Source organism: Clostridium sp. Marseille-QA1073 (assembly GCF_054863625.1).
The window spans coordinates 293029-312254 of the sequence record NZ_JBSVQM010000001.1 but is presented as its reverse complement, the minus strand read 5'-3'; the positions used below and the strand labels follow the sequence as shown (position 1 = coordinate 312254).

Genomic DNA, 19226 nt, shown 5'->3' with positions numbered 1-19226 from the left:
TATGTAAATTAAAATAATGTATAAATTAAATTTTCATTGTGAAGTTCTATATTAGGAATCAAATACCTATATTAAAAATTGACTAAAAAATTTAAATTAAAAAACTATGGCACTAAGTCATAGTTTTTTTAAGATCTTTTTCTTCTTTTATTTTTTGCAGACAATGCAATTATAACTCTACTTATAGTTGATACAAACATTACTGCTACTGCTATAGATCCTGCATTAAACAGAGTTTGAATTCCTTTTGTTAAAGAAGCATTATAATCTCCTTTAACTGCTTCAAATATGGTATAATACATTCCGCTACCAGGCACAAGAGGTATTAAAGCACATATTAAATATAAAGTAACAGGATTTTTAAATACACGAGCACAAATTTCAGAATGTATACTAAGTGATATTGTACCAATAAATAATGCTATAACTTCAGAGCTGGTAAGAGAGAGAACTTGAGTATAAAAAAACCACCCAATTCCACCACCAAGAGATGCAAAAAATAAATCTTTACCTCTAACATTAAACAGTATTCCAAAACCTAAAGAACTCATAAAGGCATAGAAATATGCTGACATTATAATGCACCTCCTAAAATATAGAGCCATATCTTAAAGCCTATTGTTGTACCTATTGCTATACCTGCAGCTATCATTAATGCTTCTACAGAACGAGAAATGCCAGATAATAAATCTCCAGCTAAGGTATCTCTTATCGCATTAGTAATTACAAGTCCTGGTACCAAAAGCATTATAGAGCCTATAATTATGGTATCTACATTAAAACTAGGATAAAAGTGTGATATTACTATAGCTACAGAAGCAGCCAATAACCCTCCACAAACATTGGAAAAAAAGCTATTAACTTGATATTTGTTAAATAATCTAATAATTAAACTAATTACTATTCCTATAAAAACAGATACTATAAAATCTCTAATTGCTCCACCAAATAATAGTGTAAAAAAACCTGCACTGAGTCCTGACATAAATGTGGTCATTTCATCACTATATCTAGGGAGTGTATCTATATACTTAAGTTCATTTCTAATATCATCCATGGAAAGTGCTTTAGTATAAACGCTTCTAGATAAATCATTTACTAATGAAACTTTTTTTAAATCAACTGTTCTATATTTTATTCTTCTAACTACTGTAATTGTTTCTGAATTTTCATTAATTATAGATATTACTATAATTGTTGGAGTAACAAAATTTTCTACAGTTTTGATATTATAGGCTTCACAAATTTTAGAAATCGTTTCTTCTACTCTATAAGTCTCTCCACCGTTCTCAAGTATTATTTTCCCTGCATCTGCAGCAATATGAACTATATTATCAGTATACATAGCTACTCCCTTCTAACCAAAAATTTCTCAGCCTTTCATATTATATATCAAATTAAATAAAATTCAATACAAAGCAGAATTGTTTGAAAATTTTAATTATAATTAATATAACCTAAATTCTTACAAAGAAAAACCTTATTCTAAATAAGAATTAAACAGTTATTATAAATTTAAGTTAATGTTATTAAAATCGGTTTTAATTAAGGAAATTTCTTTAATTAGTTGTTTACTAGTAATATATTGCTAGTCCTTTATATAAGTTTAAAAAAGAAATCAATTGAAAACTTCTCTTATAAAAGAGAAGTATCAATAATTCTCAATTGTATAAGTGTTATACTACATTTATAGATATTATTTCTTAATTTTATATATTTAATTAGATGTCAATTTAAAAGTTATATAACATTGAGTATTTTTAATATTTAATAGGTAGTAAGCCTTGTTAAATAAATACTATTATTGATTATTATTCAATAAAAAACTATAATTAAGTTGTAGTAGTTATTATTACAATTTATTTATAAATAAAAGGGGCGTGGAAGGAATGAATTTAACTCATTTAGAAAAAACTGATAGAGAGTTACTTGAACTAATAAATCAAGAACAACAAAGGCAAGAAGAACATATTGAACTTATTGCTTCAGAAAATTTTGTTTCTAGATCAGTAATGGAAGCTGCTGGTTCAGTATTGACAAACAAATATGCAGAAGGATATCCAAATAAGAGGTATTATGGTGGATGCTTTGTAGTGGACAAGATTGAAGACTTAGCAAGAGAAAGAATGAAAAAATTATTTGGTGCTGATCATGCTAATGTTCAACCACATTCAGGTTCACAAGCTAATATGGCAGTTTATTTAACTGTATTAAAACCAGGGGATACAGTTCTAGGAATGAATTTAAGCCATGGAGGACATTTAACTCATGGAAGTCCAGTAAACTTTTCAGGTTTATTATATAACTTTGTTTCTTATGGAGTTAATAGTGAAACTGAAACTATTGATTATAAAGAGTTAAGAAAATTAGCATTAGAATCTAAACCTAAGCTAATAGTAGCTGGTGCTAGTGCTTATTCTAAAATAATAGATTTTAAGAAAATTAGAGAAATTGCTGATGAAGTAGGAGCTTACTTTATGGTAGATATGGCACATATTGCTGGTCTTGTAGCAACAGGCTTACATCCATCACCAGTACCATATGCAGATTTTGTGACCACTACTACTCATAAAACATTAAGAGGTCCTAGAGGTGGAGCGGTTTTATGTAAAGAAGAATTTGCTAAAGCATTAGATAAATCTGTATTCCCAGGAATGCAAGGGGGACCACTAATGCATATAATAGCAGCTAAAGCAGCATGTTTCAAAGAGGCAATGGAAGAGGATTTTAAAACTTATATGGAACAGGTAGTTAAGAATGCTAAAGTACTTAGTGAAGAATTAACTAAGTATGGATTTAGAATAGTTTCTGGTGGCACTGATAATCATGTTATGCTTGTAGATTTAACTAACAAAGAATTAACTGGTAAGGATGCTGAGAAGCTTCTTGATTCTATTGGAATTACAGTAAATAAAAATACTATTCCATTTGAAACTAAAAGTCCATTTATAACTAGTGGAATAAGAATAGGTACTCCAGCAGTTACAAGTAGAGGTTTCAAAGAAGAAGAAATGAGAGAAGTTGCAAGACTTATAAATGAGGCTATAGACAATAGAGAAGGAGACTTAAGTTCAGTGAAAGCAAAAGTACATGAGCTTTGTAAAAGATATCCATTATATTAATAAAGTAAGGTTATATTAATATGAATAAAAATGAGCATATTTTAGAGTGTTTAATAGAAAATCTCAACGAAGGAATTCATATTGTAGATAACAAAGGAAAAACTATATATTATAACAATCCTATGGCGAAAATTGAGGGTTTTAAAAAAGAGGATGTCCTTGGAAAAAAAGTTTATGAATATCTAAAGGGCATGGAAGATATTTCAACTCTTATGAATGCCTTAAAAGAAAAAAAGCAATATAGAGATATTATACAACACTATTCTAGCAAAGAAGGAAAAAATATTACTTCTATAAATACTACTATTCCTGTGATTCAAAATGACAATGTTATAGCAGCAATAGAAATTGCTAGAGATATGACTCAAATTAGAAAGCTAAATGAAAAGGTATGCAAGCTTGAAAATAATAATAATAAATATGAAGAACATCATGTATTTAAAAATATTATTGGGGATAGTGTAAAGATAAGAAATGAAGTAAATAAAGCAGTTAGAGCTAGTCTTTCTAATTCTTCAGTGCTTATATATGGTGAAACAGGAACTGGAAAGGAAGTTTTTGCTCAAAGTATACATTATGGCGGAATAAGAAAGGACAAACCTTTTATTCCAATAAATTGTGCAGCAATACCAAGTGCACTGTTAGAAGGAATGTTGTTTGGTACAGTAAAAGGAAGTTTTACTGGTGCAGAAAATAAAAAAGGACTTTTTGAAGAAGCACATCAAGGTACAGTGCTTTTAGATGAGATAAACTCTATGGAGCCATATTTACAATCTAAACTCTTAAGAGTTCTTCAAGATGGTTATATTAGACCTTTAGGAAGTAACAAAATTATTGACATTGATGTTAGGATAATAGCTACTTTAAATGAAGAACCTGAGAAGTTAATAAGTGAAGGAAAGCTAAGAAAAGATTTTTATTACAGGCTTAGTGTGTTAAGAATTGATATACCTCCACTAAGAGAAAGAAAAGAGGATATTGAATCATTAGCTTATTACTTTTTAAATTACTATAATAAAATCTTATCTAAGAGTGTAAAATCTATAGATAAAGAAGTTATAGAGAAATTTTTAGAGTATAATTGGCCTGGAAACATTAGAGAGTTAAAAAATGTTATTGAGTCTGCTATGAATATGATAGATGACAGTGAAATACTTACTAAAGAGTTTTTTGAAAATAAGATAGTTCAATATGGTAATGCTTATGATAATACATCTTATGATGGAGATATGCCTCTTCCAGATTATTTAGATTGTATAGAAAAGGGAATTATTGAAAAATGCCTTAAAAAACATTCTTATAATGTAACTAAAACTTCTGAAGAATTAAAAGTTTCTCGTCAAAGTTTGCAATATAAATTAAAAAAATACAGTTTACTAGATAAATAGTAAAGCTGAGTGCAAGTATACTTGCACTCAGCTTGTTTTTTTATTAACGATGCTATTAAGGCGATGTTTGGAAGAAATAACTTGTAAAAATATTTTGCATTTGATGCAAAATATTTTCAGAAAATTGAAACTTATATTAAAAAATAGATCAATTTTTAGTGTTTTACTATTGAAATATGTATTTTTTTACTAAATAAACTGGCATAGTAATTGCTATAGTTAATAATATAAGGAATCTCAAAAATAACTAGTCAATATTCTAGTCTATTTTGAATCATACTATGTAATTAAAATTTGCTCATAACTGAATTATGAGAATAACTTGCCTCCTTATTTGATACAGAATATCACTATATCTTTGACTGGTTATTTTAGAGAATTAATATTTAGATTTTAATTATATAATTAAAATTTTATTAATTATAGGAGGGGATTTATATATGGAAAATGTTAAGGTAATATTTTGGGGATTAGGTGCTATGGGAAGTGGAATGGCTAAAATGGCACTAGGGAAGAAAGGAATAGAGGTAGTAGGTGCAATAGATAAAGACCCTAATAAAATTGGCAAAGATTTAGGAGAATATTTAGGTCTAGAAAAGAAAGCCATATCTATATCTGAAAATGAGTTAGAAGTTATAAATAATGTTAAAGCAGACATAGTTATATTGGCTATAGATTCTTTTGTAAAATCCGTATTCCCGGCAATAAAAGCTATTGTGAAAAGTGGTAAAAATTGCATAACAATTGCAGAAGAAATGGCATATCCATACGTGATTGAACCTAAATTATCTGCAGAGATGGATAGCTTAGCTAAAGAAAATAACGTGACAATTTTGGGAACAGGAGTAAACCCAGGTTTTGTTTTGGATTCATTAATACTAATGTTATCTGCTGGATGTAGAAGTGTAAAATCAATAAAAGCTGCAAGAATTAATGATTTATCTCCATTTGGAGCTACAGTTATGAGAACTCAAGGTGTAGGTACAACTTTGGAACAATTTGAAGCTGGGCTTGAAGATGGTTCTATAGTTGGTCATATAGGATTTGCTCAATCCATTCCAATGGTAGCTAAGGCATTAGGACTTGAGTATGATGAAATTGTTGAGACAAGAGAGCCTATTATATCTAATACACATAGGGAAACACCATGCGTAGCGGTTGAACCAGGTATGGTTGCAGGATGCAATCATATAGCTACAGCTTATAAAGATGGAAAACCTGTTATTACATTAGAGCATCCTCAACAAATTCATCCAGAATGTGAAGCCATTGATACAGGGGATTATATTGATGTATATGGAGATGCTGATTTACATCTTTCAATTAAACCAGAAACTCCAGGTGGAATAGGAACAATGGCAATGGCTATAAATATGATTCCACAGGTTATAACAGCTTCTTCAGGGCTTAAAACTATGATAGATTTACCACTTCCACATGCTATAGAAAATAGTTTTAATGATCAAGTTAATTATTACAGACAATAGATTTAAAGAAATTGACTATTAAAAATATACAAGTAAAATTGAATGAATTTTCTAATTACTTATAAGTAAAATTATTTTTAAAGGTAGTGATTTTATGATTAAGAAAGGTACCTACGTTGAGATTATTAGTGAAGTTTTATCTATAGAAGATAGAGCTAAATCCATACCAGAGGATACTAAAAGTACTCCTCTTAAGATGTGGGTAAGAGGACATGTTTTAGAAGATTGTGAGTTAGGTGAGGAAGTTAAAATAGAAACTGCTATAGGGAGAATAGTTAGTGGAGTAGTAGTGGAGATAGAGCCTTATTATAATCATGATTTTGGAAGACATGTAGAGGAAATTTCTTATATAGGAAAGCAGGCAAAGAAAATATTATTTGAGCAATAGAATGTAAATAATGCATAGAAAAGTTTTTTATTAAAGTAGGTGATAATGTTGAATAAATATGAAGCTTTAATGGCTAGAAAAAATGAAATAATGATTGAATCTGTAGGAATAGACTTCTCAAAGTATGAAACTGGAGTTATTTCTTTTGATTATGAAGGAATGATGAGAGATATTGGATACTCTCTAAGTGATATTATGAAGATTCAAAGAGAAGTAGGAGTTGGTAATACTCCTTTACTTGAACTAAAAAATATTACTAATCTAGCAAGAAAAGTTTCTAAAAGTGGGAAAGCAGCAAGAATTTTTGTAAAAGATGAAAGCTGTAATCCATCTGGTAGTTTTAAAGACAGAAGAGCAAGTGTATCTGTCTATGATGCAAAAAAAAGAGGATATAAAGGTGTAGCCTCAGCTACTTCAGGAAATTATGGTGCGGCAGTAGCCTCTCAAGCTGCAATCCATGGATTAAAGGCAATTATAGTACAGGAATGCTATGATTCTAAAAAAATAGGACAGCCTGAAATAATAGAAAAAGGAAGAAAATGTGACTGCTTAGGGGCTGAAGTCATGCAGCTTACTGTTGGTCCTGAACTGTTTTATACTTTCTTGAGTATGCTTGAAGAAACAGGTTACTATAATGCTTCTTTATACTCTTCTTATGGCATTGCAGGTATTGAAACTTTAGGATATGAAATAGCAACAGAATGTAGAGAAAGGTTTGGAAAAGATCCTGACATGGTACTAGCAACTCATGCTGGTGGAGGAAACGTTACAGGTACAGCTAGAGGGCTTATAAAAGCTGGAGCATTATATACAAAAATAATAGGTGCATCAGCAGATTTAGAAGGTCTTCATATGGCTAGTGATAGTGATTTTAATAAAAAATCTTTTACTACAGGTCATACAGGCTTTGGAATACCTTTTATGGTGTGGCCTGATAGAAGTGATGTACCAAGAAGTGCTGCAAGGCCACTTAGATATTTAGATAGATATGTAACTGTATCTCAAGGACAAATTTTTTATATGACGGAACTTTTAGCACAGCTTGAGGGGTTAGAGAGAGGACCAGCAGGTAATACATCCTTAGCAGCAGCCTTTGTATTAGCTCAAGATATGGAAGATGATGCAATAATTGTAGTACAGGAAACAGAATATACAGGTGCAGGAAAACATATATTGCCTCAACTTACTTTTGCTAAAGATAATGGTATAGAAATTTTAATTGGAGATCCAAGTGAGGAGATTCCAGGAAAAAATTTGATTCTACCACGACATCCTAAGGAATTAAAAATAAAAGAAAAGGATTTAAATAATTATAGGAAATCTTTAATAAAAAATACTTTGAAAAAATTAGAAAAAAATATGTTAGATATAGTAGATGTAGAATTTTTATGCAATGAAACTAAATTATCAAAAATTCAAATGTTAGACATTTTATCTCAAGAGGGAATATATATAAAATAAAAGTTTAGGGGGGAACTTTTGTGAAAAGAGAAGATGATTTTCAATCAAGAAGGCAACATTTAAAGAATCTAAGTGATGAAGAATTATATGAAAGATTTTGGTCACTAACAGAAGAGATAGTTAACCCATTAGTAGATCTTGCTCATAACCATACTTCTCCATCAATAGAGCGTTCAGTATTACTCAGAATGGGATTTTCAAGTATAGAAGCATCTAAAATAGTTATAGAAGGTACTAAGGTAAATCTACTTTCTAAAGGGATGGGAAATGTTGTTCTAAAATATAGTGAGCTTAAAGGTATTGATTATTTAGATGCAGGACGAATGCTAGGGGAAGGAAAAGGATGGAATGAAGTAGTTGAACTTTTTAGGGGGGGTAAGTAATGCTACAAGAGAATAAAAAAATAAATGTTGAAGAAATTCTTAAAGATTTAGATAAATATAAACCTAAAAGAAGAGGGTGGCATTGGAGAGAAAAATATGATGGAAATGTTGGGGAATTTAAATATAAAGAAATTTCTGCTCCCCTTAAGAAAAGTAGAGCTTTACCATCAGCAAGAAGTTTTGAAAATATAGACCCTCAACCAATACCAGTTATAACTTCAGAAATTGCCTCTGGTAGATTTGAAGATGATATAAGAAGGATGAGAATGGCTGCTTGGCATGGAGCGGATCATATAATGGTTATAAGAACAGCTGGGCAGAGTCATTACGATGGATTAATTGAAGGATCACCAGAAGGTATAGGCGGAGTTCCAATTACAAGAAAAGAAGTTAGAGCTACAAGAAAAGCTTTAGATTTAATTGAGGAAGAAGTAGGAAGAGAAATAAATTTTCACTCTTATGTATCTGGTGTAGCTGGACCAGATATTGCAGTTATGTTTGCGGAGGAAGGGGTAAATGGAGCACACCAAGATCCTCAATATAATGTGTTATATAGAAATATAAATATGGTTCGTTCCTTTGTAGATGCAGCAGTAGCTAAAAAGCTTATGGCATGGGGAGATATTGTTCAAATAGATGGAGCACATAATGCTAATGCAACTGCTATGAAGGGATATAATGTAATGCCAGAGCTTATGGTTCAGCATGCTATTAACTCTAAGTATTCTGAAAAGGTAGGAATGAAGAGTGAAAATATTGCACTTTCAACAGTTCCTCCTACAGCACCACCAGCACCTTGTCTAACATATGACCTTCCATATGCTGTAGCCCTTAGAGATTTATTTAAAAACTATAAAATGAGAGCTCAAATGAACACCAAATATATGGATTCATGTACAAGAGAAGCTACTGTTACTCATAGTTTAAATCTATTAATTTCTAAGCTTACTTCAGTAGATATTCAAAGTACAATAACTCCTGATGAAGGAAGAAATGTACCTTGGCATTATAATAATATTCATGCTGTAAATACTGCAAAACAAGCTCTAATTGGTATGGATGGCTTAATGGATATGGTTGAGCTTAAAAAAGATGGGTACTTGCCAGCAAAGGTTAGAGAACTTAAAGAAAGAGCAATACTATTCTTAGAGGAAATAATCGAGAATGGTGGCTATTTTGAAGCTGTTCAAAAAGGATTCTTTGTTGATTCAGGAGAATATCCTGCTAGAAATAGTGATGGTATAGCAAGAAAAATTGATGGAGGTATTGGTGTAGACACAGTAGTTAAGAGGGATGAAGATTATTTTGCACCGGTTTGTGCTCACTTTGGATATAATAATGCTCCTGAAAAATATAATAAACCTTGTGATGCTATAAGAGAGTGTACACTTTGTAATCATGATAAAATTCAATATATAGATGAACTGGATGAAGAAGATAATGTCTTTAAGAGATTGGAAAAGGTTAAAGAGGACGGAACTATAACACCTGAAGTTGAGTGGAGTAAAGATGGATATGTATCAGTAACCTTATTCTTACCTGAAAGTGAGAGAATAGCTGAAGCTGCTGCACTGGAAATAGGAAAAAATATGAATTTAACTGATGTTGAGGTTATTCATAAACAGGTAATGCAAGAAGCAGAAGGTACATTAGTTGAAATAAAAGGAAGAGTATCCTTTAAAATTGACAAGAGTAAGCTAAAAGTTCCGGAGAAAAAACAACTTTTAAGTGATGTAGTGATGAAGGAATATGTTCAAAATAACCCAGTTAAAATAGTAGCTGCTACTGTTGGAGAAGATGAACATTCTGTAGGATTAAGAGAAATTATAGATATCAAACATGGAGGTATGGAAAAGTACGGCATAGAATGTATTTACCTTGGAACTTCTTGTCCAGTGGAAAAATTGATAGATGCAGCTATAGAAACTAAAGCTCAAGCTATAGTTGCGAGTACAATAATAACTCATAATGATGTACACATTAAAAATATGAGAAAAATAAATGACCTTTGTATAGAAAAAGGTGTAAGAGATAAGTTTATATTAGTATCTGGAGGAACTCAGGTCAGTGATGAAATTGCAAAAGCAAATGGTATGGATGCAGGCTTTGGTAGAGGAACTCATGGTAATGATGTAGCTTCATTTATAATTGAAACTCTAATGAAAAAAGAAGAATAATATTAAAAAGGCATACATAAAACCATGTATGCCTTTAATTAAATAAAATCTCATAATTTAAATTTAAAAAGTACATAAATTATTTCAATAGATAGCTGGTGAACACTGTTCGCCACTATAATTATGAATTTTGCATTGTGAGTTGAAATAGCTATATTCAGCTATATATTAATTTTTTAAATAGTTTATTTATATAATATTTAGGAGGGATTATTATGAAGGCTGATTATTTAATAGCAGAAATAGGGAGTACTACAACATTAGTTACTGCTTTTAATTTTAAAAATGGAGTAGAAATAATAGGACAAGGTAAGTACTTTACTACAGTATTAGATGGAGATGTAACTATAGGTTTAAAAAAAGCATTAGAAGAAATAGAAGGGAAAATCGGAGAAAAGGTCGAATATAGAAAGATGCTAGCAACTAGCAGCGCTGCAGGAGGGCTTAAGATTACTGTTCATGGACTTGTAGAGGATATGACAGTAAAAGCAGCACGAGAGGCAGCTCTAGGTGCTGGTGGAATTATAAAAATGGTAACAGCAGGAAAGCTTAGAAAAAGTGATATTAAAAAAATTAAAGAAATTAAACCTAATCTTATTATGATTGCAGGAGGAACTGACTATGGCGAGAGAGAGACGGCACTTTATAATTCGGAATTGCTGAGCAGTGAACGGCTAAATATACCTATTGTTTACTGTGGAAATATAGCAAATGTTGAGGAGATTAAGGATATATTTGAAAATCAAGAGCTCTATATAATTGATAACGTTTATCCTAGAGTGGATGAGCTTAATGTAGAGCCAGCTAGAGCCATGATTCAAAAAGCTTTTGAGAAAAATATTGTTAAGGCACCAGGCATGGAAAAAATAAAAGAAATGGTAGATGGTCCTATAATGCCAACACCAGGTGCTGTAATGGAGGCTACAAAGCTAATTTATGATATTATGGGAGATGTAGTGGTTTTTGATGTAGGTGGAGCAACTACGGATGTACATTCCGTAACAGAAGGCTCAACTGAGATTTTAGATATACTGGTAACTCCAGAACCTAAAGCTAAGAGAACTGTGGAAGGAGACTTGGGGGTATATATAAACAGTGATAATGTTATTGGACTTTTAGATGAAAGGGAAAGAAATGGTTTATCTTTAGAGGAAATAAAATCCCATGTAAAACCTATACCTACAGAAGATGAAGATAAAAAATGGAGTGGAATTTTAACTAAAAAAGCAGTAGATACTGCCATTAAAAGACATGTTGGCCATATTAAAAGGGCATATGGCGCAGGAAAAAACTTTTTAGCCTATGGTAAGGACTTGTCTATGATTAAATATATTATAGGAACAGGTGGTGCACTTACAAGACTTCCAAATGGAGAAGAATTTTTAAGTGGAGTTAGAGCTTTAAATGAAGATTTAACTATGTACCCTAAGGTTGGAGCTAAGATACTTTTAGATAATATGTATATAATGGCTTGTGCAGGCGTTTTATCTGTAGAAGATAAAGAGGCAGCTAGTTTATTATTAAAGGAGAGTTTAGGCATATGAAGAGAGTTTATCCGTGTATAGAAGTAAATTTACCCAAAATAAAGCATAATGTTCAGACTATTATGAATATCTGTGGTGAACATAATATTGAAGTTGTTGGTATTACAAAAGGATATTGTGCAAAAGAACCAATAACAAAAGCTCTTGTAGAAGCAGGGCTTAAGAATGTTGGTGATGCAAGACTTTTAAATCTAAAAAATTCGGAACATTTAGAATGTACAAAATATACTGTGAGAATTCCTATGGGAAGTGAAGCTTTAGATGTTGTCAAGTATTCTGATATAAGTTTAAACTCTGAGCTTGAAGTTATTAAAAAGCTTTCAGAAGCAGCTGAAAGTGTAAATAAGAATCATAAAATAATACTTATGGTAGATTTAGGTGACTTAAGAGAAGGGATATTTGAAGAAGACCTTTTAGATACAGTAAAGGAAATAATAAAATTACCTAATATAGAGTTAGTTGGATTAGGTACTAATTTAACTTGTTATGGTGGAGTATTAGCTGATGAAAATAATCTAGGAAACCTTATTAAAATGAAACAAATGTTAGAAGAGACATTAAATATAAATCTTCCAATAGTTTCAGGTGGAAATTCTAGTAGTCTTTATATGATTATGAATGGTACAATTCCAAAAGGAATTACTCAACTTAGAATTGGAGAAGGTATACTTTTAGGTACAGAATCTTCCTTTGCAAAAAGAATACCTAATACTCACAGTGATGTTTTTACATTAAAAGCAGAAGTTGTTGAGGTAAAAAGCAAACCTTCTATACCTATAGGTACAATAGGATTAAATGCTTTTGGGGAAGTTCCAGAGTTTGAAGATCTTGGAATTAGAAAAAGAGCTATAGTTGCAGTAGGTAGACAAGATATTAAAATGGATGCTATGGACCCCAGAGATGAAAAAATGAGAATTTTAGGAGCAAGTAGTGATCATTTAATTTTAGATATAACAGAATGTCAATATGAGTACAAAGTTGGAGATATTGTAGAGTTTGATGTAAAATATGGATGTTTATTACAGGCCATGACTTCATCTTATGTAAGTAAATATTATATTGAATAAAAGTTAATATGAAATAAATGGTGGGAATTATGTGAATAATATTGAAATAATAAATCAAGTTTTAACTTTATTTTTTATGATGCTTATGGGCTACTATGGAGCTAAAAAAGGCTTTATAAATAAAACAGTAGAGAAAGGGATGTCTGAATTATTACTTAACATTACCTTACCTTTTCTTATAGTTACTTCTTTTAATATTGCTTATAATAAAGAGCTTTTAGGAAATGCATTAAAAATTTTAATTTATTCTATTATAATACATGGAAGTCTTTTATTAGTTACAAAACTTTTATATATAAAAAACAAAAGTGAAAAACAAGGAGTTTTAAGATTTGTAACTACTTTTTCTAATGTAGGATTTATGGGATATCCAATTTTAAATAGTGTTTTAGGCCCAATTGCAGTGTTTTATGCTGCCATGTTTAATATGGGGTTTAACTTATTTCTGTGGACTATAGGAGTAAGACTTTTAGATAGTAATGAAAAGGGAAGTTTCAAAAAAGCTATGACCAATCCATCAATGATAGCAGTTTTAATTGGAGTTATTCTTTTTATTACGCCATTGGATTTACCATTACCAATTAAGGAAGGAGTTAAACTTTTAGGTAATACAACTACTCCTATTTCTATGATTATAATAGGCTCTATGTTATCTAAAGTTAATATAAAAGATTTATTTTCTGATTTATCTTTATATTATGGAAGTTTTAATATTTTGATATTAGTTCCATTTATAGTTTTATTTGTAATGAAAACCTTTAGAATAGATAATAGTTTAATGGAAATTTGTGTTATAATAGAAGCAATGCCTGGTGCAACTTTAGCACCAATTATTATTAATGGATATGGAAAAGATGCTAGTTATGCTTCTAAAGCGGTTTTTGTAAGCACACTAATTTCTATGATAACGATACCAATAATTATTATAGCAGTAATATAAAGGAGTGATAGTATGAAAGCAAATTTTACTAATCATTTAGAAGAAGCTATGGAAAATCTACATACTAGAGGAGCATTCTTAACAGTAAAATCCAAAGACAAAATAAATACTATGACAATAAGTTGGGGAGATATAGGATATCAGTGGAAAAGACCTATATTTACTGTACTTGTTAGAAAGTCAAGATATACTTATGAATTTATAGAAAACAGTGATAATTTTACGGTAAGTGTACCTCTTGATGATTCTAAAAAGAGTGAATTAGCCTTTTGTGGAAGTAAATCTGGAAGAGATTACAATAAATTTAAAGAGTGTGATTTAGCCATAGAAAAATCAAACATAGTAGAAACTCCAGTAATAGGTGGAAAAAATATTATGCACTATGAATGTAAGATAGTTTATAAACAAGAGTTAGATATAAATCTTTTAGATGAAGAAATAAAAAATACTATATATAGCGATAATGATATCCATGTATTATATTATGGAGAAATAGTAGATTGCTATAAAAAATAGCTAAAAGCAGTGATTTAATGTCGCTGCTTTTTAATTATCATCTTAAATCAAATAATTAGTCAGTGATTGCAGCAAAAAATGAATAAATGTAAAAAATAATTTTAAATGTAATATAATGTATGGTAATATTAAGGTAAATGAAATATTTAAACAAAAGAATTTTATTATAATAAACTATCTTCTTAGAATTTAAGTTTCTAAGAAATATACGATTTATCTTAAGTACTTATGATGAGGTAAAGATTAAAGAAAATATCATCAAAAGGAGTAAATGAAATGAAAATAGAACCATTAGAAGATAAGGACTTTCTCTTATTAATGTTAGGAAAATTAGTATCATTAATAGGAAGCCAAATGCAAAGTTTTGCACTTTCACTTTATGTACTTAAAATTACCGGTTCTGCTACTAAATTTGCATCGGTATTAGCTATAGCTTTAATACCCCAATTGATTTTTGGACCTATTGCAGGAGTGATTGCTGATTGGTTTGATAGAAAGAAAATTATAGTATTGTTAGATATGTTAAATGGTATCATGATTGGGATTTTTGCTATTATATATAAGATAAATGGAGGGCTGTCTTTATTACATATATATGTTATAGTCATTTTAATGTCTATAATATCAACATTATTTAATCCAGCTATAAACACTGTTATACCAACTCTTGTTAAAAAGGAAGAATTGGTAGATGCAAATGGAATAAATTCTTTTATTATGAATTTAGGTAATTTTATAGCACCGCTATTGGCAGGATTTTTATTAGGATTTTTGATATGTTTATAATATTGATTATAAATTCAGTAAGCTTTATTTTATCTTCAATAAGTGAGATGTTTATAAATATACCACGAAAGTTAATAAAACCTGAAAAAATAAATATAAAATCTTTTTCTAAATATTTTATAGATGGTGTTAATTTTATCAAAATAAAATAATATTTAATATAATTATTTTAAGTCTAATAATTAATTTTGCATTTAATCCTATATTTTCTATAGGTCTACCATATATTTCAAAAGAAATATTAAAAATTAATGACTATCAATATGGAGCTTTACAATCAATCATTGTAGTAGCTATGATTATTGCTCCATTTTTGTGTAGTATAGTTTCTAAAAAGGTTAAATTAAGTAAAATATTATTTTTAGATATTTTTATTACATCTATATTTATGGGCATAATGGCAATAATATCATCATCTTTATATTTAGATTTATTTAATAGCAATTTTATACCATATATTACTTTGAGTATTAATATGTTTATTATTGGACTAGTGATAGTTATTGGGAATATAGCCACAGGAACTATGATAAATCAAATTGTACCACTATCTATGATGGGAAGAGTTGGAGCTGTAATCAGCACAGGAGCTATGGCTGCTATTCCACTAGGACAAATGATATTTGGATTTTTATTTGACAGAATCGAATCATGGATTTGTATAAGTATAGCAGCATCAATATTGTTCGTTTCTATATTAGGATTTAAGAAAGCTTTATATAGGGCGGAAGAAAATGATGCTATAGAAAGTGTAGAAGGAGAGAATAAAAATAAGGATAAAAAAGTCATTATTAATGTAGTAGAAAGAGAAAATAATAATACAAATTTAGATAGCATAAAATTAGCAAATACTTTAGAAAGTGAATAAATAAAAAGACTTTTTTAAAGACATTTTTGTTAAAAGATTTATTAATAAACTTTTATAGTTTTAAATAAGCACTATTAAATTATCTAATTTCAATAATTTAATAGTGCTTTATTATGTTTAATGTAATTTCAAATACTTAATCTAAAAGTTTTACTTCTTAGATAGTTATAAAACATAAAGACTTATAATAAAACAATTAATTATTAAGGATGATAATGTTTTCTAATAAAATTTTAATTTGAAAATGAGTTTATTATTAATATAATAAGAATAGTATTAGGTTAGAAACTAAGAAAATTATATCTTAAATTTAGTTATAGATTGACTATCAAATTGTTTTACTTTTTATGTAAACAACTATTAAAAATTAACCTAATATAAATTTTAATTTGCTTATACAAATTTAGATAAGAGGTAATGAAGATGAATGTATTTACACATATAATTTTAGCATCACATTTTACACCAAGATTTGAAAAAGAATTAGATGTAAATATTAAAAAGATTAACTTTTTTTACGGTAATATAAGACCAGATATAAAGATTGAAACTACTATGAGAAATCATACAAAAGAAGCATATACTGAATATGCATATAATCTAATTAATAAAATTTATGGAGATATTGAAGAAGGTATAAATTACAATAAATTTTTAAGAGATTTAGGTGCAATACTGCATTTTGTTTGTGATTTCTTCTGCTATCCCCATAATGGTCACTATGAGGGAACTATACCTCAGCATCATTTATATGAGTTTCATCAAATGATGTATATAGGAAAATATATTAAAAGAATAAATTCAATACCAAGTTGTAGATATTTACAAGATGAAATATCCACTAAAGATTTAATAAGTTCTATTGAAAATCTTCATAAAGAATATATACAAGACAATAAATTAAAAGAGTATAAGAAAAGATATGGTGTATTCTATAAGCTTGTCTTATGGTGGGGAATATAATATTAAATCAATATATAAATAGGTGCAAATTACAACAACTTCAGGTTGAAAATTATTAAGAAAAAATATACTATATATACAAAAAGTCGTAACTATTAGTTACGACTTTTTGTATTAAAATCTATACTATAAACAGAAAAAATATTTTCTTTAAATATAGTTGATAAGAAAATGGATAAAATGTTAGGAATTAATAAAATATTAATATTAACTATAAAATAATCATTAACTATGAAGATACACAGTTAAAGAATAAACAAAATAATAATTATTATAAGAATCACAAGGTCTTTAATATAGATTATATATGATTAATTTATTATAATTATTTACATATAAAATAAAAAAGAAAAAGTGTTAATAAATTATCAAAATATGTTTATCCAGTCGTTAATTTATATAATAAAATTTAAAAAATATATTAATAATTAGTTAGAATAGTTTGAATTATTGTGAAATAAATATTATAATATGTATTGTAGAGTAAAAAGTTACTAAAGATTCCTTACATTATATTTCGAGGGATTAATTAGTGGCTAAGTACTTTAGGCATACTATGATAATATACTTCATAAAATTGAGGTGTAAACGTATTCCGAAAAGTAAATCTATAATAGTAGGAGGGATTAAGATGGATACATTAAAAACTACCCCTCTAATAGAGGAATATAAAAATTATGGAGGAAAGGTTGTTGATTTTGCAGGATACAAACTTCCTGTGCAGTTTAGGGGAATTTTAGAAGAACATGAGGCAGTAAGAGAGAAAGCCGGATTATTTGATGTATCACACATGGGAGAAATAATCATCAAGGGAAAAGATGCAGAAACTTTCGTAAATTATCTTATAACTAATGATGTAAAAACCTTAGAAGACAATGACGTATTATACACCTTCATGTGTAATGAAACTGGTGGTGTAGTAGATGACTTGCTTGTTTATAGATTTTCAAAAGAAGAATATTTTTTAGTAGTAAATGCCAGCAATATGGAAAAAGACTATAAATGGATGTTAGACAATAAAGGAAACTATGACATAGAATTAAATAATATTTCTGATGAAATTGGGCAGTTGGCACTTCAAGGGCCAAAAGCACAAGAAATCCTTCAAAAGTTAGTTTCTATAGATCTATCAGAAATAGGTTTCTTTAAATTTAGAAGAAATGTAGAAGTTAAAGGTAAAAAATGCTTAGTTTCAAGAACAGGATATACTGGAGAAGATGGTTTCGAAATATATACTGACCCTAAAAATTTAGTTGAATTGTGGAGAGCCATCTTAGAAGAGGGAAAAGATTTAGAAGTTGAACCAGTTGGTCTTGGTGCTAGGGACACTTTAAGATTTGAAGCAACTCTACCATTATACGGAAATGAAATGGATGCTACAATAACACCTTTAGAAATGGGATTTGGTTTCTTTGTAAAACTTAATAAAGATAATTTCATAGGTAGAGATGCATTAGTAAAGCAAAAGTCAGATGGAGTAAAAAGAAAATTAGTTGGATTTGAATTACTTGATAAAGGAATTGCAAGACATGGTTATAGAGTTATAGTAGATGGTAAAGATATTGGACATGTTACTACAGGTTACATGTCACCTACATTAAAAAAGAATATAGGATTTGCATTAATTGATGAAAAATATTCAGCATTAGGCAACGAAATATTTATTAAAGTAAGAAACAGAGAGTTAAAGGCTGTAGTTATTAATAAGAAATTTTATAGTAAAAAAACACAAAAATAAGGAGGAATTTAAGATGTTAGTTTTAGATAATTTATTATATACAAAAAATCATGAATGGATAAAAATGGAAGGAAATAAGGCTTATATTGGAATTACTGATTATGCTCAAAAATTACTAGGAGATATAGTATTTATAGAGTTGCCAGAAGAAGGAACAGAATTTTCTAAAGGTGACGCTTTTGGAGTAGTTGAGTCTGTTAAAGCTGCATCTGATATTTATATACCAGTTAGTGGTAATGTGCTTGAGTTTAATGAAGAAATAATTGATAATCCAGAGTCTGTTAATGAAAATGCTTATGAAAGCTGGATGATAGCAGTGGAATTACAAGATGAAAGTGAACTTAAAGAGTTATTAAGTTCGAAAGAGTATGAAAATATTTGTGATAAGGAGGAATAAT

18 protein-coding genes are annotated in these 19226 nt (G+C 29.1%); 16 read left to right on the top strand and 2 right to left on the bottom strand.

What is annotated here, in order from left to right; all coding sequences use genetic code 11:
• Window positions 1-128 precede the first annotated feature (128 nt).
• On the bottom strand, window positions 129-578 hold the full coding sequence (locus ACY1IQ_RS01365) for a threonine/serine exporter family protein (RefSeq protein WP_461612352.1): 450 nt from the start codon (window positions 576-578) through the stop codon (window positions 129-131).
• Complete coding sequence (locus ACY1IQ_RS01360; protein WP_461612257.1) at window positions 575-1345, bottom strand: threonine/serine exporter family protein; 771 nt, start codon at window positions 1343-1345, stop codon at window positions 575-577. The genes ACY1IQ_RS01365 and ACY1IQ_RS01360 overlap by 4 nt, the downstream gene beginning before the upstream one ends.
• A gap of 544 nt (window positions 1346-1889) precedes the next feature.
• Here ACY1IQ_RS01360 and glyA point away from each other — a divergent pair.
• The 16 genes from glyA (at window position 1890) to gcvH (ending at window position 19225) form a co-directional block, all read left to right on the top strand.
• The gene (glyA, locus tag ACY1IQ_RS01355) at window positions 1890-3122 is read left to right on the top strand and encodes a serine hydroxymethyltransferase (protein WP_461612256.1); all 1233 of its coding nucleotides are present in this window, start codon (window positions 1890-1892) and stop codon (window positions 3120-3122) included.
• Between the two features lie 20 nt (window positions 3123-3142).
• Window positions 3143-4510 carry a sigma-54 interaction domain-containing protein gene (locus ACY1IQ_RS01350; protein ID WP_461612255.1) on the top strand — a complete coding sequence of 456 codons (1368 nt, stop codon included), beginning with the start codon at window positions 3143-3145 and terminating at the stop codon, window positions 4508-4510.
• A gap of 440 nt (window positions 4511-4950) precedes the next feature.
• Entirely contained in the window at window positions 4951-5997 is a 1047-nt protein-coding gene (ord, locus tag ACY1IQ_RS01345; RefSeq protein WP_461612254.1) for a 2,4-diaminopentanoate dehydrogenase, read from the top strand.
• 94 nt (window positions 5998-6091) lie between these two features.
• A complete protein-coding gene (gene ortA, locus ACY1IQ_RS01340) occupies window positions 6092-6385 on the top strand; it encodes a 2-amino-4-oxopentanoate thiolase subunit OrtA (RefSeq protein WP_461612253.1) in 294 nt (97 codons plus the stop codon).
• A 45-nt stretch (window positions 6386-6430) separates the two neighbouring features.
• Window positions 6431-7846, top strand: coding sequence for a 2-amino-4-oxopentanoate thiolase subunit OrtB (ortB, locus tag ACY1IQ_RS01335; protein WP_461612252.1), 1416 nt, complete (start codon window positions 6431-6433; stop codon window positions 7844-7846).
• 20 nt (window positions 7847-7866) lie between these two features.
• The gene (locus ACY1IQ_RS01330) at window positions 7867-8229 is read left to right on the top strand and encodes an ornithine aminomutase subunit alpha (RefSeq protein WP_461612251.1); all 363 of its coding nucleotides are present in this window, start codon (window positions 7867-7869) and stop codon (window positions 8227-8229) included.
• Window positions 8229-10406: a D-ornithine 4,5-aminomutase subunit OraE gene (gene oraE, locus ACY1IQ_RS01325; protein ID WP_461612250.1), complete on the top strand. Its 2178-nt coding sequence runs from the start codon at window positions 8229-8231 to the stop codon at window positions 10404-10406. Before ACY1IQ_RS01330 ends, oraE begins: the two co-directional genes overlap by 1 nt.
• Window positions 10407-10621: 215 nt before the next feature.
• Complete coding sequence (locus ACY1IQ_RS01320) at window positions 10622-11950, top strand: GlmL-related ornithine degradation protein (RefSeq protein WP_461612249.1); 1329 nt, start codon at window positions 10622-10624, stop codon at window positions 11948-11950.
• Entirely contained in the window at window positions 11947-13017 is a 1071-nt protein-coding gene (gene orr / locus ACY1IQ_RS01315) for an ornithine racemase Orr (protein WP_461612248.1), read from the top strand. The genes ACY1IQ_RS01320 and orr overlap by 4 nt, the downstream gene beginning before the upstream one ends.
• Before the next feature lie 31 nt (window positions 13018-13048).
• Window positions 13049-13957, top strand: coding sequence for an AEC family transporter (locus tag ACY1IQ_RS01310; RefSeq protein ID WP_461612247.1), 909 nt, complete (start codon window positions 13049-13051; stop codon window positions 13955-13957).
• 12 nt (window positions 13958-13969) lie between these two features.
• Complete coding sequence (locus ACY1IQ_RS01305; RefSeq protein WP_461612246.1) at window positions 13970-14473, top strand: flavin reductase family protein; 504 nt, start codon at window positions 13970-13972, stop codon at window positions 14471-14473.
• 276 nt (window positions 14474-14749) lie between these two features.
• On the top strand, window positions 14750-15259 hold the full coding sequence (locus ACY1IQ_RS01300; RefSeq protein WP_461612245.1) for an MFS transporter: 510 nt from the start codon (window positions 14750-14752) through the stop codon (window positions 15257-15259).
• 148 nt (window positions 15260-15407) lie between these two features.
• The gene (locus ACY1IQ_RS01295; protein ID WP_461612351.1) at window positions 15408-16127 is read left to right on the top strand and encodes an MFS transporter; all 720 of its coding nucleotides are present in this window, start codon (window positions 15408-15410) and stop codon (window positions 16125-16127) included.
• 423 nt (window positions 16128-16550) lie between these two features.
• A complete protein-coding gene (locus ACY1IQ_RS01290) occupies window positions 16551-17090 on the top strand; it encodes a zinc dependent phospholipase C family protein (protein WP_461612244.1) in 540 nt (179 codons plus the stop codon).
• Window positions 17091-17721: 631 nt separating this feature from the next.
• Window positions 17722-18828, top strand: coding sequence for a glycine cleavage system aminomethyltransferase GcvT (gcvT, locus tag ACY1IQ_RS01285; protein ID WP_461612243.1), 1107 nt, complete (start codon window positions 17722-17724; stop codon window positions 18826-18828).
• 13 nt (window positions 18829-18841) lie between these two features.
• Window positions 18842-19225: a glycine cleavage system protein GcvH gene (gcvH, locus tag ACY1IQ_RS01280; RefSeq protein ID WP_461612242.1), complete on the top strand. Its 384-nt coding sequence runs from the start codon at window positions 18842-18844 to the stop codon at window positions 19223-19225.
• Window position 19226: the final 1 nt, after the last annotated feature.